This window comes from Eubacterium oxidoreducens (assembly GCF_900104415.1).
Lineage (GTDB): Bacteria > Bacillota > Clostridia > Lachnospirales > Lachnospiraceae > Eubacterium_C > Eubacterium_C oxidoreducens.
Genome location: NZ_FMXR01000005.1, coordinates 129804 through 152467, shown reverse-complemented (window position 1 = coordinate 152467; position 22664 = coordinate 129804). Strand labels below are relative to the sequence as shown.

16 protein-coding genes are annotated in these 22664 nt (G+C 40.4%); 2 read left to right on the top strand and 14 right to left on the bottom strand.

What is annotated here, in order from left to right; translation table 11 throughout:
• Window positions 1-93: 93 nt before the first annotated feature.
• The 7 genes from BLS20_RS02340 to cbiM form a co-directional block, all read right to left on the bottom strand.
• Entirely contained in the window at window positions 94-1440 is a 1347-nt protein-coding gene (locus BLS20_RS02340; RefSeq protein WP_090171787.1) for an MFS transporter, read from the bottom strand.
• Between the two features lie 377 nt (window positions 1441-1817).
• On the bottom strand, window positions 1818-2252 hold the full coding sequence (locus tag BLS20_RS02335) for a MarR family winged helix-turn-helix transcriptional regulator (protein WP_090171785.1): 435 nt from the start codon (window positions 2250-2252) through the stop codon (window positions 1818-1820).
• Between the two features lie 18 nt (window positions 2253-2270).
• On the bottom strand, window positions 2271-2582 hold the full coding sequence (gene trxA, locus BLS20_RS02330; protein WP_090171783.1) for a thioredoxin: 312 nt from the start codon (window positions 2580-2582) through the stop codon (window positions 2271-2273).
• 19 nt (window positions 2583-2601) lie between these two features.
• Window positions 2602-3471: an NAD(P)/FAD-dependent oxidoreductase gene (locus BLS20_RS02325; RefSeq protein WP_090171781.1), complete on the bottom strand. Its 870-nt coding sequence runs from the start codon at window positions 3469-3471 to the stop codon at window positions 2602-2604.
• Window positions 3472-3575: 104 nt separating this feature from the next.
• Window positions 3576-4277 carry an energy-coupling factor ABC transporter ATP-binding protein gene (locus BLS20_RS02320; RefSeq protein WP_242870513.1) on the bottom strand — a complete coding sequence of 234 codons (702 nt, stop codon included), beginning with the start codon at window positions 4275-4277 and terminating at the stop codon, window positions 3576-3578.
• On the bottom strand, window positions 4274-5083 hold the full coding sequence (locus BLS20_RS02315; RefSeq protein WP_090171779.1) for an energy-coupling factor transporter transmembrane component T: 810 nt from the start codon (window positions 5081-5083) through the stop codon (window positions 4274-4276). Before BLS20_RS02315 ends, BLS20_RS02320 begins: the two co-directional genes overlap by 4 nt.
• Window positions 5073-6095, bottom strand: a complete 1023-nt coding sequence (gene cbiM, locus BLS20_RS02310; protein ID WP_090171776.1) for a cobalt transporter CbiM — start codon at window positions 6093-6095, stop codon at window positions 5073-5075. Before cbiM ends, BLS20_RS02315 begins: the two co-directional genes overlap by 11 nt.
• Before the next feature lie 377 nt (window positions 6096-6472).
• Between cbiM and BLS20_RS02305 the strand changes: the two genes are divergently transcribed.
• Both BLS20_RS02305 and BLS20_RS02300 read left to right on the top strand, forming a co-directional pair.
• Window positions 6473-6943 (top strand): MarR family transcriptional regulator, encoded by a 471-nt coding sequence (locus tag BLS20_RS02305; RefSeq protein WP_090171774.1) that lies wholly within the window; start codon window positions 6473-6475, stop codon window positions 6941-6943.
• The gene (locus tag BLS20_RS02300; RefSeq protein WP_090171772.1) at window positions 6922-8307 is read left to right on the top strand and encodes a DHA2 family efflux MFS transporter permease subunit; all 1386 of its coding nucleotides are present in this window, start codon (window positions 6922-6924) and stop codon (window positions 8305-8307) included. Before BLS20_RS02305 ends, BLS20_RS02300 begins: the two co-directional genes overlap by 22 nt.
• A gap of 67 nt (window positions 8308-8374) precedes the next feature.
• On the opposite strand, the gene BLS20_RS02295 is transcribed toward BLS20_RS02300, so the two are convergent.
• The 7 genes from BLS20_RS02295 to glmS form a co-directional block, all read right to left on the bottom strand.
• Window positions 8375-11857 (bottom strand): EAL domain-containing protein, encoded by a 3483-nt coding sequence (locus BLS20_RS02295; protein WP_090171770.1) that lies wholly within the window; start codon window positions 11855-11857, stop codon window positions 8375-8377.
• 150 nt (window positions 11858-12007) lie between these two features.
• Window positions 12008-12640: a hypothetical protein gene (locus tag BLS20_RS02290; protein WP_143010215.1), complete on the bottom strand. Its 633-nt coding sequence runs from the start codon at window positions 12638-12640 to the stop codon at window positions 12008-12010.
• Between the two features lie 36 nt (window positions 12641-12676).
• Window positions 12677-14422, bottom strand: a complete 1746-nt coding sequence (gene pyk, locus BLS20_RS02285) for a pyruvate kinase (protein WP_341443178.1) — start codon at window positions 14420-14422, stop codon at window positions 12677-12679.
• A 94-nt stretch (window positions 14423-14516) separates the two neighbouring features.
• On the bottom strand, window positions 14517-18002 hold the full coding sequence (locus BLS20_RS02280) for an N-acetylmuramoyl-L-alanine amidase (protein WP_090171764.1): 3486 nt from the start codon (window positions 18000-18002) through the stop codon (window positions 14517-14519).
• A 38-nt stretch (window positions 18003-18040) separates the two neighbouring features.
• Window positions 18041-18973: a carbamate kinase gene (gene arcC, locus BLS20_RS02275; RefSeq protein ID WP_090171762.1), complete on the bottom strand. Its 933-nt coding sequence runs from the start codon at window positions 18971-18973 to the stop codon at window positions 18041-18043.
• 175 nt (window positions 18974-19148) lie between these two features.
• Complete coding sequence (locus BLS20_RS02270; protein ID WP_090171760.1) at window positions 19149-20675, bottom strand: S1C family serine protease; 1527 nt, start codon at window positions 20673-20675, stop codon at window positions 19149-19151.
• A 155-nt stretch (window positions 20676-20830) separates the two neighbouring features.
• Complete coding sequence (glmS, locus tag BLS20_RS02265) at window positions 20831-22657, bottom strand: glutamine--fructose-6-phosphate transaminase (isomerizing) (protein ID WP_090171758.1); 1827 nt, start codon at window positions 22655-22657, stop codon at window positions 20831-20833.
• Window positions 22658-22664: the final 7 nt, after the last annotated feature.

The following is a 22664-nucleotide window of genomic DNA, read 5'->3' as shown; positions in this document are numbered from 1 at the left end:
TCTCATCATATATCAAAGCGCCACCCTTCGTCAAAACCGAAGGATGGCGCTTTAAGAGGACTACCTATAAAAACTATCTTGATTACAGAAAGATTAGTTATGAACTGTAACCAAAGGAGTTTCTGCTTCTTGTTCTTGTTTTTCTTTCGCATCCTTGTAGTCACGGTTGTATCTATGCTCATCTACTTTCATGATGATTAAGATATTTACAACAGCTACGGCCACGAATACAAGGTAAGCGTAGCGGATCTGTCCGCCAGTAGCTTTTTGTACTACTGCATTAATCATAAACTGCATTGCTGTTACAGCACCCTGAATCGGGAAGATAACACTGTTTACTTTATTGAATCCCTGACGTCCGAATACAGATGTAGGAAGTGATGTTGTAAAGTTTGCTGATCCGCCGATTCCAATTGCGATCATGAACAGTGACACGATGACACATGGCATATTGTTTGTAAAGTTTAATACCAGTGCTGCTGCATACCATGCACCAAATCCAATCATTGTCTTCTTAGTTCCAAGCTTGTCATCAAATACTCCGATAATCCAAGATCCAACTACACCGATTAAGGCAAGTACTGTCATGATGCTCATAGCCTGATTTGCTGAAAATCCAAGTTCCTCATTTCTAAGAACAAGCTGACTCATTACTCCTACAGAGCAAATCTGGAAAAGACCTGTTGTAATTGCTACTGTCCAAACTTCTTTTGTCTTTAACAGTTTCTTAACTGTCCAGCCGCCATCATCATCTTCGTCCATGTTATATTCATTTTTAAATACTTCATCTGATACATTATCCGGATTAAGATGTCTTTCCTGTGGTGTGTTTCTGATAAAGATCATACCTACTACACCAAGAATCATAATTCCAACTGTTAATACGATTACACCGTGACCGATATAAAATCTTGCGATTAAGAATGAAAAAATCGGACAGAAGAAAGCAGATCCAAGGTTATGACCCATTGTTGTATAACCCATTACAACACCTTTCTTCTTCGGGAACCACTGTGCAACAAGTGCGCCACCGCAGATATATCCTGCTGACATAATTGTTCCGGTTACAAGACACATAAAGAACAGATACATGCCTACGCTTGTTGCATTACAGACACCATAATAACTAAGACCTGCTGCGATACACAAAACTCCCGATAAGAATCTTGCACCAATCTTTCTGTTTAACTGTCCCATTAAGATAAAGAACAGTACGCCAACAAGTCCGGCAATCGAATTCATAGACAATAATGTACTGTTTTCTACACGAAGATTCGCTGCGATTGCAGGTACTGACACATTCGATCCGTCATTACACATACCTACATAAAACCAGAACATCATCAGACAGTAAATAATAGGGAACCATCCAGCTCCAAAATTTACAATTGAACTTTTGTTTCCGTCATCAACTGCATTTTTCTTTTTGAATAAACTCATACCTTCTCCTTCTCGAAATCACTTTTTGATTCCGTCATTAAAAATAATATTGTTGATCCCATCTCCATTAGAGCGCTTTGCTCATCTGTTGCATTTATTTTAAAAAAATAAAAACCAAAATACTATGTGGTAAAATTTCGATTTTATTAAGATTTTTTCGGAATATGGAAAAAATATTGAATTTTTTTGTTTTTTCCCTTTGTTTTTTTGTGATTTTTAAATCTTCTAGTTCTTTTTTACCACACGCACTTTTTATATTGTATGCTTTTCACAGTTTTTTCACGCTCAAATTGTGCGCTTTGTACACCCCCCCATAAACGCCATAAAAAAACTGCACTTAAAATGATTTCTCATTTTAAGCGCAGCCTTACTTATGCTTATGATATACGTCCAAGAATCTTATATAACAATTGATACAATGTCGATGCTTCTTCCGGACTAAGACAGATGCATCCACCCATATTCTTTGGAATACTGACCGCCTTTTCTTTTAATTTTTCACCTTGTTTGGTCAGCGAAATAATCAGATTTCGCTCATCATCCTTGGCGCGTTCTCTCTTGATATAACCTTTTTGTTCTAGTTTTTTCAAAACCGGTGTAAGCGTTCCGGAATCTAAAAACAGTTTTTCACCCATGGATTTTACTGTGATTTCCTTTTCTTCCCATATCACCATCATGGCAATGTATTGGGTATAGGTTAAATCAATCGGATCTAAAAACGGTTTATAACGTTTTACAATTTCCTTAGAACAAGCATACAGCGGAAAACATAGCTGATTGCATAACTTTAGTTCATCATAATTTTCACTCATTCATCCAACCTCTTTTTCCTAGAGATATTTTTGAACAAACTCCAGCATCTGTGACTTAGGTACAAATCCCACATGCATATCTGCCAATGTACCGTCTTTGATTACAGCAACTGCCGGAATGCTTGTGATTCGAAATTCCTGTGCAAGCTCCGGATTCTCATCCGTATCCACTGCAAAGAAAGATGCTTTTCCTTCTAAATCTTCCGATAATTCTTCTAATACCGGTGCCAGCATCTTACATGGTCCACACCAGGTTGCATTAAAATCAATTACCTGTACTCCGGCTTTATCCATTGCTCTAAATTCTTCTGTATTAATCTTCTTTACCATATTCGTTTCCTCCTAAATTCTATTTTGCTTTCTTTTTTTCTGCCAGATAAGCGACAGCAGAAAGTGCTGCCACGTTGCCTTCTCCGGCTGCTTTTATATATTGATATGGCGTTCCTGTAATATCTCCGCAAGCAAATAAGCCATCAATATTCGTCTTCATACTTCGATCTACTGCCACATGATTTCCATCTAGTTCCAATCCCGGAACGAGCTGAGATGGTGCAATCTGCTGTCTGAGAATAAAGATTCCATCCGCTTCTAGTGCCTTGCCATCTGTTACCAAGGTTGCCCAGCCATCTGACACTTCAATCGACAACGGCTTTACACCTGTTATAACTTCAATCTTCTCACCAAGGTTCCCGGAAAAATCATACTGTGGCAAATAATATACCTGATCTGCACGTTCTGCTAAAAACTGTGCCTCAGCTTCATCCTCATCGCTATATGCCAGGATAATAGCGCTCTTGCCTTTATATAAGGCCGCGTCACAAGTTGCACAATAACTGACTCCGCGTCCTAAGTGTTCCATCTCTCCAATGAGCGGCTTCATCGCACTCATACCTGCTGCCAAAATCACGCTAGAAGCTTCGTAATTACCTGTATGCCCCTGGATGGAAAAGAAATCTCCCAGCGCATATACTGCATTTACTTTGTCCGGTGTAATCTCTACTCCCATGTCTTTGGCGTGATCTAAAAATGCCTTTGACATATCTGCTCCGCTAATCTTAGGAAGTCCCAAATAGTTCTCAATCGTATGTGCTTTTGCTACTTTATCCGACGTACCCAAACTGCCCAAAAGAAGCACTGATTTATTTCTAACCTTCGCCGTTATTGCAGCTTCAAGCCCTGCAGGTCCGGTTCCAATTATGGCAATATCATATCGTTCCATAAATAGTCCTCCGTTCAATTTAATTGTATTCAATTGATTTGATGTTTCGATTGTACTCAATTAATTTGTACTTGTCAACACTTTTTTTTACAAACGCCGGGCATTTATAAAATTCTTTGGATTGTATACGCTTCATTCATTTCCACGACCCGATCCTTTAAAAGATCGGTAAGTTCCTCATTGTGCGTAGAAATAATCATCGTCTTTTTGGATTTTTTCATGTATTGCAAAAATTCCATAAGCCACATCTGGCTTTTTTTATCCAGTCCCGCAAGCGGCTCATCCATCACTAATACTTCTGGGTTCATGGACAACACACAGGCCAGGGCAACCTTACGCTTTTCCCCTCCGCTTAAATGATAGGGTGCTCGTTCAAGGAGATGCTCAATTCTAAACAGCTTTGCCACATCATCCCTTCTTTTGGCGACTTCTTTATAATCCAGTCCCATCTGCAAAGGACCAAATTCAATCTCCTCTTTTACGCTGCCACAAAAAAGCTGCACATCCGAATTTTGAAATACATAACCAATCTTTTGATGAAATGCCTTTGCATAAAGTTGATTTTGCATCTTTTTTTCCGTAATTTCATCATTTGCAAATGAATAGTTCCCTTCTTGTGCAAAAATCAATCCATTCATCAACTTGAGCAATGTTGACTTACCGCATCCATTTGGTCCTGTTATGACCACTGTCTCCTTTTGATTCACGGAAAAGCTGACATTGCGAAGCGCTACTTGTCTGCCATATGCAAAACATACATTCTTAAGTTCCATAATCGGAAACTCTACTGCTTCATTTTTTTTCATAGTTTCACAATCCCTTCAACAATCAAAAACAATGCCATAACAGCACCCATCAAAACAAATGCCAAATAATCTCTGCCCCGAACAGGTGTCTTTTTCATCGGTGGATACCAGCCAGAAAACCCTCTGCACTGCATCGCCAAAAAGACTTCTTCCGATGTTTCCTTGGATTTTAAAAACATCACCCCCAAAACACCTGCCATAGCATCCGCCTTTTTGTGATTTCGTCCGACCGAACGCACCTTTAACGCAATTAGCAATTGCCTGCTCATCTCACCGATTAATGCAATATATTTTAATGTAAGATCAAACGTAAAGATAAACAGGTTCGGAATCCCAAGGAGTCTAAGGGCTGCCGTAATCCTATTCCATCTGGTCGTCACAGACATCAAAACAAGCATTCCTACTGAAAAGAATACCTTTAGCGCGATTGTCACCATCGTTGTCGGATTCCCCAAAAACACGGAAGGTAACATCACCAAAGCTGAAACAATTCCTGCCATAACAGCTGTACTCATCACCCTGGACAACTGATTTCCTTTAAGAAAGCAGATTCGAATCAAAAAACTTCCAAGCAAAATATAGGTAAAAAACATATTCTTTGAACATGATACCAATACAATTGCATAGATTGTATATAACAATTTTACAAATGCATTAATTCCATTACAATAGACGCTCCCGTTTTCACGGAAGCGTTCTAATAAAGTCAGTATATTTAACATACTTTTGGTTATAAAATTATCATGGTCTTTTACCGGTGCATAAGATTCCTCTTGCTGCATCCAGTCTGGTATCTCATTTATCATCAACAGGATTCCTCGAAAAATCAATCTTATTTCTCATACGATTTGAAATCAATTTAAATATAATAATGGCAATTGCCACTCCCACAACAGCTGATAAGATATAGGCCACCACATCCGGAATCCCTGCCATCGTATAGTCGGGGAAGATATTCGATAACGAAAATCCATTTTCCAGACCGGCCGGTGTATAACCCAGCACATCACCATTTGAAATCGTCTGTGCAATTTCCTCGGCTCCCCATTCTCCCCAGGCGGTTCCCTGCGCAAGCAATCCTAACGGAACAGCAACAACCAAAACAGCCAACAAAATCCATACCGGTTTTATATTGATTTTTTCTTTCTCTTCTTCACGCAGAATATCCGGCGATGTCTTCTTTATAAATGCAAACAATGCAACTGTAAAAATCACTTCCACAATTCCAAATACGCTTAGATGTCCTCCAAGCATTGCCGGAATTGAAATCGTCAAATCATATGGACAATACAAAGCCTGCCCCTGTGCATCTGTAAACAACAATGGTTGAACCCCAAATTCGATGGCTGCACACAATGCCGCTGCATTAATCCCGATATAGGCGCCAATCCCCGCTGCCACATATCTTCCTTTATCACTCTTAACCCTTTTTCTAAGCAAATAATAAATCGCATATCCTAAGTATGGCAACACAAATGCCATATTAAAACAATTGGCTCCAAAAGCAAGAATTCCGCCATCCCCAAATAATAATGCCTGAATCAGCAACGCAATTGTAACAGATATACATGCCGCATTCGGTCCTAGCATCAACGCAATCAAGGTTCCCCCGACTGCATGTCCTGTCGTTCCACCCGGCATCGGTACGTTAAACATCATACCCACAAACGAAAAAGCTGCTCCAACACCAAGCAACGGCATCTTTGTTTTTGATACTTCAGGCTTTACCTTTCTTACTGCATTTGTCCACACCGGTACCATTGCCGCAGTCATCACTGCACAGGTAGCCGGACTTAGATAATTCTCCGGTATATGCATTTGAAACCTCCCTGCTAACTTATCGTCAAGACTCGCTCGCGAGTCTTGCGCGCCGGATTCGGGTCTGCTTCAGCAGACAAATTCCTGCCCGAATCCGTGCGCATCCTCGCGGAGCGTTTAACTCAGTCGGAGCTTGTACTCCGACTGAGTTAAATTCTAGTATTCTATTCGCTATAATATCCCAGATTTTTTCTTCTATATCATACACTTGTTCCCTTTCATTTGCAAATAAGAGGCAAGCAATTCCTTATGGGTTATCGCCTTGTCATAACTATTTTTCATAAAAGTATAAATTATGTATTGACAGCTCCAAAAATCCGCCATATAATTACCCAAGATAATTACTTAGCATAACTTTTGCAGAAAGGGATCTATTTATGAAACCAGATACGTTAAAAACTTTTATTGACGCATGTACCTATGCCCGAAAGATTTTGAGCTTTCTTCCTGCTCTTCCAAAAGATATTACACCAAGGCATATTCGTATTCTTGGTACCATACATGAATTGCAACAAACCAATTCCCTTGTCAAAGTCAGCGATGTTGCAGATGTCATGCATGCAACGCGTCCAAGTATCACCCGATTAATTAATGAACTCGAATCGCTGAAACTGGTAGATAAAAAACAATCCACCTCCGATAAGCGAATCATTACCTTGCAGCTGACAAAAAAAGGACATGAATATCAAAAGCTCTACATCGAAGACTATTATAAGGAAATGTCAGATATCCTCAGTGCTTACACCGATGAAGACATCCTTAAGACATCTAAGCTGTTAAACGATGTCTATGACACTTTAAACCAATCAGATTTAGGAGAGAAATTATGGAATTTGAAAGAAAATTAGATGCAAAATTAGTCCTTGCTATCGTTGCAACAGGATTGATGTCCTTTTGCGGTGTTTTAGTCGAAACGGCAATGAATGTGACCTTTCCGACTCTTATGGAAGAATTCTCTGTTACAACCTCAACGGTTCAATGGATTACCACCGGTTATCTGTTAGTACTTGCAACCATTGTACCTACTTCTTCCTTTCTTAATAAAAAATTTAAAATGAAGCAACTGTTTTTGCTTGCTGTTATCTTATTCATCGCCGGCACCTTGCTGTCAGCTCTGGCTCCTTCCTTTATATTTTTGTTACTTGGAAGACTGATTCAAGGTGTTGGTACGGGACTTGCTCTCCCGCTTATGTATAACATCATTTTGCAACAGACACCTTACGATAAACTGGGCATGATGATGGGCGTTGGAATGATGATTACCGGCGTAGCACCGGCTATTGGTCCAACCGTAGGTGGTCTCATGGTAGAAACATATGGTTGGAGAACCATCTTTATTGTGCTTCTTCCTTTTTTAATCTTTGCTCTCATTGTAGGCGTCATTTCCATTCGTCAGTCAACTAAGATTTCTAAGCCTTCCTTTGACTTAAGAGGCTATCTGCTTCTTGCCGGCTGCTTTGCCAGTCTCATTATCGGCTGTAGCATGGCAGGGGCATTTGGATGGATCAGCGCACCGACTTTGCTCTTACTCGCTGCCTCTTTTTTATGTGCTTTAGGCTTTGTTAAATGCACTTTACACCGAAAGAATGCGCTCATCAATCTTCGGGTTTTTCGAAGCAGACAGTTTACCTGCTCCTTGTGCGCTTTTTCCATAACATTTTTTATGGTGCTTAGTATCAGTTATCTGATTCCTAATTTTTCTCAGCTTGCCATCGGACAAAGCGCGCTTATTGCCGGACTAATCATGCTTCCGGGATCCATTCTTACTATGTTGCTTTCCCCAATCGGCGGCAAACTATATGATCGAGTGGGAGCAAAATTCCCACTAACACTCGGTATTGTAGTTGTGATAATCTCTCAAATCATTTTTCTTTTGATGATTCAAAATGCAAGGCCTGTAACCCTGATGGTAACATATCTTATCTTTGCCTTTGGTCAATGTCTGATTATCGGAAATACCATGACACATGGCATCAAGGGACTTGCCGAAGCATTAAATGCAGATGGAAATGCGGTTTATAATACTGCTCAGCAGCTATTTGGTGCAATCGGAACTTCCATTATCTCCTCAATTGTTGCCGCCTCTCAGGCGTCTTACGACATGACTCTAGGTACGATAACGGGTACAATGCATGCTTTTATTTTGCTAATCGTATTGTCTGCCTCCGGGTTTTTTAGTATTATCACAGCTTTAAAAAAGAAAAACGCCTAAACCAAACGGCGCACAAGACTCGTAGCTAAGTCCTGTGCGCCGATGTTTTGTTACTTTTTATCCGGCTTTAACGCTCTTTTCTTCTTTCATGTGTTTTGTAATAATTTCTCTTATAAGCATACATCTCCCGATCTGCTTTGTTAATGGTTTCTTTGATGTATGTTGTATCCTCTGTCCATGCAAATCCCGGTGAGAGACTGATATGCGAACTTTCTTCAAGAGCTTTTTCAAGTCGTTTTCTTTCCTTTTCAAAATCGCCTTTTGAAATTCCCGGCAAAAGGACAACAAACTCATCTCCGCCTACTCTATATACGCGTTCCACTTTGAACAAATCACATAATAGATTGGCAACATCGATCAAAAAGATATCCCCCTGTTTATGACCATAGCGATCATTTCGTTCCTTTAATCCATTCAAATCAGTAAAAATCACGCCCAACGAAATATGCATTCTCTCATAAGACTTGCAATTTGCCAGGTACTTATTACGATTGTACACACCGGTCAAAACATCATTATGACTCAAATGTTCTAACTGTTCCACAAGCTGATAATTTAATATCTTATTTGCAATAAACGGTGCCACCGAGTCAATTAATCCAATTGTGTCCACCGTGCTGTTTTGATTGTAATTTACCACATCCATGAAACCAACCAATTCACTGCCGTTATAAAACGGCGCCGCATACAGATTATAAACCCCCATTTTCTTAAGCCGCTCATAGATTACCGGCACGCTGTATTTAAGGCTTTCTACATTTTTGATATCGATAATGCCGGCCTGAACCAGAAAACTTCTCCAGGCAACTCTTTCTTTTTCAGGCATATCCGTTGTCAGATATTTCAAGGATTTCTCTCCGGGAGCATGCCATTCATAAAAGTTCCTTATACTTCCCTCATGTACCTCAAATATCTGTATTCGTTCTGCTTCCACCACCCGGCTAAGTTCCTTTAAGACCTGATTAATGAGGCTTGCATAATCTACTTCTACATTCATCATCTTCGCAATGCGAATGACCACATCATCTTTTGTTGCATTTTTCTTCAGCAACTCTTCCTCATTACTTCTTGTATCCGTATAAACATTAATACTTAAACAGTATCCCGGGATTCTTGTCGGTGCAATCACGAAATTTACCCAATGTCCTAATCTCTCTACATATTCATTCTTTCGTATCTGCTGGTTTTCAAGTAACACAACACGTGCACGTTCCATCCATCGCTCGTATCCTTCCCCATACACCTCGGAAAATCTGCGACCGATGATATGTTGTTGTTCTTCTCCAAAGGCATTGCAAAAGCGCTCATTTGCATAGACATACTCCAGATCGACAATGCTTCCCTGATCCATAACAGCTCTTAATATGGAATAGCCTACCGGAATATCCTTGCTTAGTTCCGCCATCATATCATAAGTAAGAAGCGAACTGTCGTCCATCCTAAATCCCTTGTGGTGTGTTTCCAAAGAACGATCCGAATTCTTCCGACACGTCTCGTTGTCAGATTCTTCTATATCATTAAAATAACCTATGAGACCTACTACTTTTCCGGCCTTTTCAATTGGGCATTTTGTAGCCTGAATCTTATGCAAGGCGCCTTTTGCAATCGTCTCTCCTATAGAACGATGAATTGTTTCTCCATTCAAAACCCGATACTCGTCTGCTTTGTATTTTTCTTCTTCTGAATTCCATCCTATATCCTCATCGGTCTTTCCCACAATTTCGGACAGCGATGCAATTCCGTAATACTCCAAAAAAGCCTTGCTTGCACCAAGAAATCTTCTCTTGTCGTCTTTCCAGAATATCTTAATATCGATATTCTCAACAAAGGAATGCCATATTTCATTTTCATCCTTTTCAACTCGTAGTGCTCGATTGGAATGACTTTCAAGCGATGCCTCTATCTGTTTTTTTAATGTGACATCTTCCAAAATTATTTTGAACATACATCCATGCTCATAAGACGCTAACATCTTAACCCGGATATAATACGATTTCATTCCCATCGTAAAAGCCATTCCTTCTTCCCGTCCATATTGCATGGCACGAAAGACAATATCATGGTAGGCTCTAGAAACAGCCTTTTCCTTCGTATTTACCGTTCGTTCAAGGACATCCTGTACGGTAAAGCCCTGTTCTCCAATAAGTCGTTCATATTCGGAATTAAAGTATACCAAAGAAAAGCGCTGTCCATCAAACAGCTGCAAAGACATGGCCTCATCCGTGATAACATCTTCTAGTCCGATATCATTATAAAAACTCCATTCCAGTTCTTTCTCCGGTATGATTCCATGTTTTTTTACTTCTTCATTAAACTTTTCAAAAGGCGCAGGTTCTCCAAAATAATAGCCCTGAATCATCTCGCATCCGATTGATTTTAAGAAATTATATTGCTCCTCATCATCCACACCTTCTGCAACCGTATGCATCCCAAGACTCTTAGACATCGTAACAATTGACTGTAGAATCCGTTTGCTTCGATTATTAAAATTACGAAGAAATCCCATATCAATCTTAATGGAATCAAATGTAAACTCTCGAAGCATCGCCAGTGAGCTATAGGCACTTCCAAAGTCATCCATATCAACGGCAAATCCTTCTTCCTGGAACTTATCTACATACTCTTTCATTCCTACCGGATCTTGCATAACCGTTGACTCCGTTATCTCCACACGGAAAAACTTTCTTGGCACTTTGGATTCTGCCACAATTCGCTTCATAACCTGAACCGGATCGGTCATTTTAAAATCCGTGCGGGATAGATTCACGGATACCGGAACAATGGTGTCACCGCGCTGCCTTGCCTTCTTTAAATCACTTGACAACCTCTCTAATATATAACGATCTAATTTATATGTGAGATTACTTTCTTCTAGAATTGGAATAAAGGAAGCCGGAGCCATAAATCCATATACCGGGTCATCCCATCTTGCCAATACTTCCGCACCACACAATTTACCATCTAATGCTCTGATTTTCGGCTGATAGTATGCTTTTATATATCCGTTTTTGATTGCTTTATCGATATTATTTAGAATATAATCTCGTTCTTTGGCATCTAATTCCATCTGCTTTGTGAAATATACGAACTTTGATTCATAGGTCTTTCTATCCATATCACAAGCCGTTCTTGCACGGTCACATGCCATCACAGCGGTCAATGGATCGCTAAACCCTGATGGAATATAGATTCCGACTCGAACCGGAAGGCTACGACCATCATTAAGATTTCTCATATCATCAAAAATCTGATACAATTTAAACTCAATGCCGTTCTTTTGCGCATATGCATAAAAATGATCTTCTCCAAAACGTGAACAACAATGTTTGGTAAAATATTTTTCCAATATCTTTCCAAATGAAACAAGCAGTTTTTGTCCCTCTTCAATACCATACTTTCGATTAAACATCCTAAGCCCGTTTAAATTAAATGAAAGCATTGCCGGAACACTTCCTGCGTCAACGATTTTATTCATCCCATTATCAGAAAGTTCCAAAAAGCTACTCATATTAGGCAGTCCTGTCAAACTGTCGTATTCCATATTTTTCATAAACTTACCCTCACTCGCCACGTCCTATGATATCTGAATCCTTATATTTATTTTATTATTTTTTATTTAATTTTCAAAGTCTAAATCCAATTTTTCAAACAAAAAGCACCACGCTGACTCTAGTGTTCAACGCGGCACTTCATCCCTACTTTATATCGACACATCCACAACCGTAGAATCACTTTGCGATGTGCTTGCTTTATTATTTTGACTCATCATTTTCTCAATCTGATTTGCTCTTGTACGGTAATCCGTAGCTGCCTGTTCCATCTTTTTCGATAATGCTGTAAAACTTTTCGAAAACCTGGCTTCTTTTGAAAACAGATTGGACAACTCCTCGATCGTGGTCTTTTGAAAAGTCTCCTTATCTACGTCTAGTTCTCCGGACTTCTTACGGGTAATTCCCATATCTTTAAGTTCCTCTTTGTATTTATCAAAAAGCTTGTTTAATTTACTCTTTACTGCCTTAACATCCTTATCATCCACATCACCTGTGGCATCCATCAAATTGTTATAGGTATTGAGAAAAGCAGATACTTCTACTAAGGAATCCTCATCTTCGTGATCGACTTCCTTTTTCAAATCCTTAATTGCTGCTCGAAGCGCTTTTGCATCTGCGATGGAAAGATTTCGTTCTTTTTCTCCGGAACGTCCAGCGCTACTGCTTCGAAGATTTCTGTCATTTCCATAGTACTTACGAAGATAATAATCTGTTTTTAAAGAACTTGAACCTGTAATACTAAACGAGGTTGCCATCTGCTCACCACCTTTTTTCTTCTTCAATCTATATTTCGGCTGATTGCAGATATTTCTTAACGACTAATTATTTTTATACTTCACCACTCCCTGCATAGCATCAAGTACAATATAAGCACCATTCTTAAGCATACTTGTGGCATGTCTGGCTCCGATTAGCACCGGTTTTTCCAAAGTAAGTCCTACTACTGCGGCATGACATTCTTCATGACCTTCTTCTACAATAATGCCTCCTGCCTCTTTCATAAGATAGAGCATTTCATTGTTGGTTTCTTTCGCTACAATAATATCCCCTCTCTTAAAATTATCTTTTAGCTCCTCGATATTTCTACAGATGCAGACATTTCCTTCTATCTTGCCACTTCCGATTCCTGTGCCTCTAAGGGTAATATGCCCGGCTGTTGTCACTTTGATTGTGTTCGTCGTTCCGGAAACTCCCAGTGGAATTCCTGCCGTAATCACAACCAAATCTCCCTGCTGAACAAGCCCCGCTTTCAGTGCCGCATCCACTCCGGTATCAAGTAGACTTTCTTCACTTTGTGCCTGCTCGACCCAAAGCGGATATACCCCCCATGATAATGCAAGCTGCCTGCAGGTTGTGATTTCTGTTGAACAGCCAACAATCGGACAATTCGGACGATTTCTGGAAATCATTCTTGCCGTAAACCCACTTTTGGTGACCGTTACGATTGCTGCTGCATCCAAGTCGGCTGCCGTCGTACAGGTTGCATGGGAAATCGCCTTTGTAATATCAATTTCATCCTGCGATCTTCTTCTTAGGCTTTTATCCTTATAATCTATGTGATTTTCTGTCTGTTTTGCAATCTTTACCATAGTCTGCAAAGCTTCTACCGGATACTTTCCGGCTGCTGTCTCTCCGGACAACATAATCGAACTTGTTCCATCATAAATCGCATTGGCCACATCTGCCGCTTCTGCTCTGGTAGGACGCGGATTGTGCATCATCGAATCAAGCATCTGGGTAGCGGTCACAACCTGCTTACCTGCCAGATAAACCTTGCGAATAATCATCTTTTGAATTGCCGGCACCTCTTCAAATGGAATCTCTACCCCCATATCCCCTCTGGCTACCATAATTGCATCGGAGACCTGTATGATTTCATCAATGTGCTCAACACCTTCTCGATTTTCTATTTTGGATATGATATTAATGGTATCACAATCATGTTTTTTTAATATTTTTCGAATCTCTAATACATCCTTTGCTGTACGCACAAAGGATGCTGCTATAAAATCAAATTCCTGCTTTATTCCAAACAAAATATCTTCATAATCTTTTTCACTGATATACGGCATCGAAAGATGCACATCCGGAACATTTACGCCTTTATGATTGGATATCTCTCCATCATTCAACACTTTACAAATTATTTCATCTTCCGTCAGTTTCACAGCCTGCATCGCAATCAGCCCATCATCAATCAGAATCTTTTGACCTTCTTTAATATCTCCGATTAATTCCTTATACGTTACGGATGCGATTTCTCCGGTTCCTTCTACATCCTGCATTGTCAGTGTAAAAAGCTGTCCTTCTTTTAATTGTTCTTTTCCATTCTTAAAATTTCCTAATCGTATCTCCGGTCCTTTGGTATCTAGGATTGTTGCAATTGGAAGATTCAGTTCTTTTCTTAATTTCTTAACACGATCAAGTCTCTTTTTTTGTTCTTCGTGTGTCCCATGTGAGAAATTAAATCTTGCCGCATTCATGCCCTCAAGCATCAACTGCTTTAGGGTATCCTTTTCATCTGTCGCCGGACCGAGTGTACATATAATTTTTGTTTTTCGAATATTTCCCATAATCGCCCACCTCAAATCTTTATTGTGCAATTGTAAAGCTTCCTCATTATGTGAAAAGGGGCTGTTGTTCCAGCCCCTTTTTTTGTTACTTGGATTTTATTCCGTTAATATTCGTCTTTAGTTTCGTTCCATAGTCGCAGTCAGAAGCCCAACCTTTTCCTGCTGGATTTTTTGCAATGGAAAGTGTTTCTATAAATGGGGAAACCCCACGTGTTACATATTTAAATCTTGTGTCCACACAAGTGTTTACCAGACTTTCCGAGCATGCATAAGCTTTTAGGTGTTGCACCTGTGCCCGAATACCTTCTGTAACACTTGAAAATGTTGCCGTAGTTGCACTGCCTCCGGAATCGACAGCACCAAGCCCGCCAAAGTTGCACTGGCTTGCCTTTATCACTCCTCCAAATTGCAAATATGCGGTCTCGAGGCAGATTTGAGAAAAGAGCACTTCTGCCTTCACGCCTTCTGCCGTCGCCTCATCATATACAATCTGACAAAATTCTTCTATCGTTGCTGCGCCTTTATTCTTATAGGTCGATGCCGGATAGGATTTACCACTTGCTTTATAAAATGCAACCATCTGTGCAACTGTTACGTTTTGTGTGCTTGCAGAACTGTCCATCATAATTTTGTAGCCGCCGACCTTACCGTAACTTCCATAGCCTTTTGCTCCGGTTTGCGCTGCATATGCCCGCACCCGATAATAAAGCTCATCTCCGGTATATGTCTTTGTATCCGTATAGGAAGTTTTGGACTTTACGGTTGCCAAGGTCTTATAACTGCTGCCATCCGTAGAATAATATACGATATAGCCATCTGCTCCCGTTACGCTTTTCCAGCTTAACGTCATTCCACTTGCCGTATTTTCAATCTTGCTGATGGTCGCTTTTTGCAAGACATCCACGGCAACTGCCGAAGAATACTTTCCGGCGCTCTTAGCCTGATAACCGGTTTTAAATGGACGAATCTTATAATAATAAGTCTTTCCTGCGCTAGTCGTCGTATCCTTATAGGTAACCGTTGTCTTACCACTGACTGTGCCTACTTTTTTATAACCACTGCTCTTAGAGGTACTTCGGTAAATATAATATCCTTCTGCTCCCGAAAGACTCTTCCATGATAACGATACATCTGCTCCGGATGCGGATTTTACTACCGTTAATGAAGTCGCACTTGTATACGTTGCAAGTCCTACGGCCTTGCTTACAGATCCATATCCCGTCAAGGAATTATTTACCACATAGGCTTTTATTTTATAATAATAAGTCTTTCCTGCCGTTAGATTCTTATCGGTATAGGAACATGTGGTTTCTCCACTCACAGACGCAATCCTGGTAAAGCCTTTGCTGCTTGATGTACTTTTATAGACAATATAGCCGCTTGCCCCGGATACTTTTCCCCACTTTATCTTAAGCGTTGTCGCTCCACTTCCATAGATTTTGCTAATGACTGTTTTCGCCACCGTCTTTGCCGCTTTCGTTGCGGAAAAAGTTGTATATCCACTTGCAAGTTGTGCTCTTACTTTGTAATAATAAGTCTTTCCTGCCGTTGCCGTCTGATCGGTATAAGTTAATTTGCTACTTGCTATCGTTGCTAATTTCTTATACGTTCCACTTGCCGAAGTTGCTCGATACACTTCATACTTTTTTGCTCCTGAAACTTTTGACCAGGTCAGTTTCATTTTATTGCTTGAAGTCGCTTTCGTCTTCGTTATGGATATTTCACTTTTGATTGTGCCGGATACGCAATTACTTGCAGATGCTTTGCTCGTACCTCCGCTATACTTTTTATAAGCGCGCACTTTATAATAGTATTTTGTGTCTACTTGTGCTGACGTGTCGGTATAAGTTAACGTGGACGCATCTTTTATCGTCGCAACTTTGGTAAATCCGCTATCGGAAGATGTGGAACGATATACAAGATAGCCTTTACATCCTGTCACCTTCGTCCAGGAAATCTTTAATCCGGTAGTAGTTCCTGTTATCACGGTTAGTTTTGCTGTCGTCTTTGCCAGCGAAACAGCTGCCAGAACCGAGCTGTATGCACTATAAGTCGTAGTACTTCCACTCTTTTTATAAGCTCTGACTTTATAGTAATATTTCACACCGGAAGCTACCGACACGGTTGCGGTATCCGTTGTATTACCTTTTACCGTCAAGACCTTGGTAAATTTCTTATTATCCGAGCTTTGATAAATCTTATAGCCGGTAGCTGTACTGACCGGAGACCAGCTAAGTTTTATTTTACCCGTAGTCGTTGATACTGCCTTCGATAATGTAATCGTGGTATTCGTTGACAAGGTCGAAGTCTTCGATAGTCCAAGGTAAGTAGCAATTCCGGTCGCATCCGCCACGCCGAGTTTTTTCAATCCTGCTTCTGATTTTAGATAATTGCCGGCATCCGAAGTACTCGACTGATAGCAATGCTCTACGATTACTGCCGGTATTCCATATGTCTTCGCTTTTCGAATGATCCCATAATAATCCATTAATGTTCCATTCGAAAAGGAATCGCCTGATTCACTGTTTCGAATCTTGATTCCTCTATTGGTTAACCCTGCAGCCACCAATTCATTTTCTATCAGCTGTGCCAAAGTCTTACCTTGCGTGCCAACAGCTTTTTGTATACTATTTTCTCCATTACTATTAGGATAATACACTTCCGCACCACTTGTTGAAGTAGACGCTGCCGAATTAAGATGTAAGGAAACATAGATATCCGCATTTACGGAATTAGCATATGTTACCCGCTTAGCATTATCTTCTGTACTTGTTGTTCCCGGATAAGGACATTGCGCACTTGTTCTTGTCATATACACCGTTACGCCTTGGTAGGTCTCAAGTTCTTCCTTGCAATAATTGGCAATCTTAAGCACTAATGTCTCTTCCTGCAAAGAATTAGCATGTGTTCCGCAATGTGTACTATCATGTCCCGGATCGAGCACTACGATCTTATTTGTACTCGCTCCCTTGGCAATCGACTTTAGTGTAAGACCAGACGCTGCTGCCGCCAATGCCGTGCTAAGACTACTATCTGAAAGCACTTTACCGTTTGCATCTGTTGCTACAATCTCGGTATTTTCAATAGCTTGTGCAAGCTGTTCATCTTCTACATATGCATCCGGTTTTGTCTCCACCACGACACCTAATCCGAAGATGGCTTCCATATCCAGTTCATTCAATTCGCAGCTGATTTCATCTCCCGACGTTGTCGTAAGTATTACGCGACTGATTTGATATTCCCCCTGCATCTTATCGTCATCGTAATCATACGAAAAAATCAACGACTCGTCTGAAACCGTTTGTGCATCTATCTGATATTCTTGTTTTGTTTGTGTATTTTCAAAATATAACTGTGCCTGCTCAACTTCTATATCGTCCTCAATTCCGACTAGAATCTCCTGCGTTTCGCCATATTCTACTGCCGGCGTATTCACCACCAGATAGGTAATCGCTTGCTCTTCATTCGCATCCGTATTATCACTGGCCAACACCGGAACATACTCCCCAACCCCTGCAAATATCATCCCTGCACACAAAATTGAAGCTACTATTGATTTTACTTTCAACATTGTCTTTCACGGAATCCTTTCTTATTTTTATGAATCATTTATTTTATTATTGTTGTTCCTGCTTTTTGCGTTACTGCTTTGATTGCATTTTCAGTATTCGTAATAATCACCTTACGTACTGCCGAATCACCAAGATAATCAACTGCAGCCTCTATCTTTGGAAGCATGGTTCCTTCTTCAAACTGACCTTCTTCCATATATCTGATGGCATCTTCCACCTTCAATACTTCTATCGGCTTTTCGTCCGGCTTTCCATAATTTAAAGCTACTTTTTCAGAACCGGTCATCATCATATAGATATCTGCATCCAAAAGATCAGCCAATCTACCTGCCGCAAGATCTTTTTCTATCACGGCGCTTGCTCCTTTCAGATTGTTCTCCTGCTTTAATACCGGAATACCGCCTCCTCCTGCCGCAATCACGACCTGATTGGCATCGGCCAGCGCACGAATCGCATCAATTTCAATAATATCAAGTGGTTTTGGCGCTGCAACAATACGTCGATATCCATTTCCCACTTTTGTGACATGATTTCCCTTCTTTTCTTCTATCTGTGCATCCTCCGAAGTCATTACGCGTCCAATAATCTTACTCGGCTCGTAAAATGCCTCATCATATGGATCAACGGTAACCTGTGTAAGAATTGTCGATACCGTTTTATAGATTCCTTTTCCAAGCAGTGCGCTTCGAATTGCATTTTGAAGATCATATCCGATATATCCCTGACTCATCGCTGAGCATACACTCATCGGTGTTGCCGTATAATCCGGATGCATTTTATAAAATTCTGTCATTGCAGTATGTATCATACCAACTTGTGGTCCATTGCTGTGTGAAATAATAATCTGATAATCCTGTGCTATCAGCTCCGCAATAATCTGCGCCACACGTCGCGTTGCTTTTTGTTGTTGCGGTAATGTTGTGCCTAAAGCGTCTCGTCCGAGCGCGATTACTATTCTTTTCTTCTTCATGATGTCTTCCTCTTTCCGAACATTTATTTGGTTAACAATCAAAAACCGTCTATCTATGACCATATTACCATATTTATTTTTTAGTCACAATATAGAAAATGGCGGAAAAACCTTGATTTTTCAAAGTTTTTCCGCCATTGTTAACTCGATTGTCAACCTTAGTTTTCCAATTGTGTTAATTTTTACTTCCCAGCGTTACCGTTATTTTCTGCTCTTGATAGGTACCATCTGATGCTCTTTGTACAACAATGTCAACCTCATCTCCGGCTTTGTAATACTGCATCTGTTCCTGTAGATATTCATAAGAGGTAATCGACTTGCCATCAAATTGAGTCAGGATATCTCCAACCTGAAGTCCTGCTGTCTCTGCGGCAGATCCGCTTGTTACCTTGGCAATGTAAACACCTTCCGGCATATTATATTGTTCTGCTGCTTCTGTTGTTACATCTACACCACTGATTCCAAGATATGCACTTTCGGATTCATCTACAATTTCTCTGGTTATTAAATTATTTAATATAGGCTCTGCCTTGGCTGATGGAATTGCAAATCCCATTCCTTCTACATCTGTATCCGAATATTTCGAGGAATTAATTCCGATTACTTCTCCTCGGGAGTTTAATAAAGCTCCACCACTATTACCCGGATTAATTGCGGCATCGGTCTGAATAAGTTCATAAGTCGTACTTTCTTGTGTAGTCTCATCAACCATAGTAACTTCTCTATCTAAAGCACTGATAACACCTGTTGTTACAGACTGTCCATAACCTAATGCATTACCGATTGCAACCGCCGAATCACCTACCGATAGTTCGTCCGAATCTCCGATTTGGGCAACTGCTATTGAAGAGAGCGTATCCTCAGAAAGCGAATCAAGCGCGATACTTACAACGGCCAGATCAGAAGCCGAATCTGTTCCTTTTACTTCCGCTGTTGCTGTTGATTCATCGATAAATGTTACCGTTATCGTTACTGCACTTTCCACCACATGATTGTTTGTTGCGATATACAGATAATCATCATCCTGACTGATGATCACTCCGGAACCACTACTTTCGCTCTCTTGCGTATAGGTCTGACCGAACCAATCAATTTGTGTTTCTCCCATATTGGTAATTGCTACAATGGATGGCATCACCGATGCCGCAATCTTAGAAACATCTCCCGATGCTTCGGACAGATCCGTCAGTGCTACGGTGCCATCTGTATTTAATGACGACTCCTCAGAATCATTCCCCAAGTCTGATGAGCTCTTGTTATCATTTTCATCTGATGCGACTACATAATCTGCAACATGTGTAAGTTTTGTTACAGCTGCAAAGCAGCCTCCGGCAACCAATCCAAAGATTACTGCAATGATTACGCATTTTCCAATCATACTTCCAATATTACCCGATCTGCCATTTCCTCTAAAGGAGAACGATGGTTTCTTCTTTGGACGATCGGCCCATTTGGAAAAACGCCGCTTCTTTTCCGCTTCTTTCCCCTGATTCATGGTTGTATAGTTATTGGTAAATGTTCCATTTTGCTGCGCCGTATCGTTACCTGACTGTGCGCTCCAGGATGTCGACTCATTCGTGGTCTTTGTCCCTTGCTGCGTTTCATAGTCATCTGCTCTCCAGGTCATATCCGGATTATCCTGATTGTTATAACGATAGGAATAAGTTGAATCACTTTGGTTGTTCTTTTCATTCTCATTCATCTTTACGCAATCTCCTTCTTTTCATTTTATGCTTCTACTATATAAAATGTTTGTGTCTTATCTGTGTTTTCTTACATTTTCCCTTTATCCAAAAAAAACAAAGACCATGTAACTCTCCTACACAGTCTTTTACAGAAAAACATTTCTCTCGCTTTTTATTCAACTGTAACCGATTTCGCCAGATTTCTTGGTTTATCTACATCGCAGCCTTTTCCAACGGACACATAATAACTAAATAACTGAAGCGGAATAATCGCAAGTGAATTCGTAAAATAATGACTCGTCTCCGGCACATAAATAACATAGTCTGCCGCCTTTTCCACTTCCGTATTTCCTTCATTGGTCACAGCCAATACAAATGCGCCTCGCGATTTTACTTCCACCATATTGGAAATGGTCTTTTGATACAAATGCTGCTGGGTAATCACAGCGGCAACCAAAGTTCCCTCTTCAATAAGTGAAATGGTTCCATGTTTAAGTTCTCCGGCAGCATATGCTTCCGAATGAATATAGGAAATTTCTTTCAGCTTTAACGAACCTTCTAATGAAATCGCATAGTCAATCCCACGTCCTATAAAAAACACATCTTTTGCTGCAATATAACGCGTTGCAAATTTTTGAATATTCTCCTTGTTATGAAGAAGAAGTTCAATTTGATCCGGAAGTTTTTTCAGGTCATTAATCAACTCCTTCTTTTCCTCTTTGGCAAGGAGTCCTTTCACATCTGCGAACTTAATAGACAACAGGTATAAGGCAATAAGCTGTGCACTATATGCTTTTGTTGTTGCAACTGAAATCTCAGGTCCTGCCCACGTATACATAACGCGATCTGCCTCACGTGCGATAGAACTTCCCACAACATTTACAATTCCAAGCGTTTGAATTCCCTGCTCCTTGCACAATCTGAGCGCAGCAAGTGAATCTGCAGTCTCTCCGGATTGACTGACAATAATCACTAAATCTGTTGGATTTAATATCGGATTGCGATATCGAAACTCACTGGCCACTTCTACTGCTACCGGAATTCGTGCCATTTCTTCAAACACATAACTTGCTGTTACTCCAGTATGATAAGCAGAACCGCAAGCCACAATACGAATCTGTTTGATTTCGCGAATCTCCTCATCGCTCATTCCCAGTTCTTCAATAACTACATCATTCTCAACAATTCTTGGATTTAAAGTATCTCGAACAGTCTTTGGTTCTTCGTTCATCTCTTTTAACATAAAATGCTCATAGCCGCCCTTTTCAGCTGCATCTGCATCCCAGTCAATATGAGAAAATTCTTTTTCAAGTGGTTCCGAATCAATACCGAAAAATTCAATCGCATCCTTTTTAAGAACGGCAATTTCATTATTCTGAATATAACAGACTTCTCTTGTATACTTTAATACCGCCGGAACATCAGAAGCAATCAAATTGCCATCCTTTCCCTGTCCTACAATTAAAGGCGAATCCTTTCGTACAGCGTACAAAACGTCCGGATGCTCTAAAAAGACAATTCCCAAAGCATAGGAACCTTCTACTCGATGAATCACTTTCGTGATTGCTTCAATCGGATCGCCATCATAATAGTAGTCAAGCAAATGTGCTACCGTCTCCGTGTCTGTCTCCGAAACAAATTCATAGCCCTTAGACTCAAGTTTATTACGTAGCTTTAAATAATTCTCGATAATTCCATTATGCACAACGGCAATTGTCTGTTCTTTATTATAATGCGGATGAGCATTTTCCTTAGTTGGTGTCCCATGTGTTGCCCAACGCGTATGACCAATCCCGATCTCTCCCGGCATCATCGCGCCATCATGTGTTAACTCACTTAACACCTTCAGCTTGCCGACTGCCTTTTTTATATTTACTTGCGTCCCATCATAAACAGCAATTCCGGCAGAATCATAACCTCTGTATTCTAGTTTGCTAAGCCCATCCAACAAGATTGGTGCTGCCTGCTGTCTTCCTATATATCCAACTATTCCACACATAATCCGT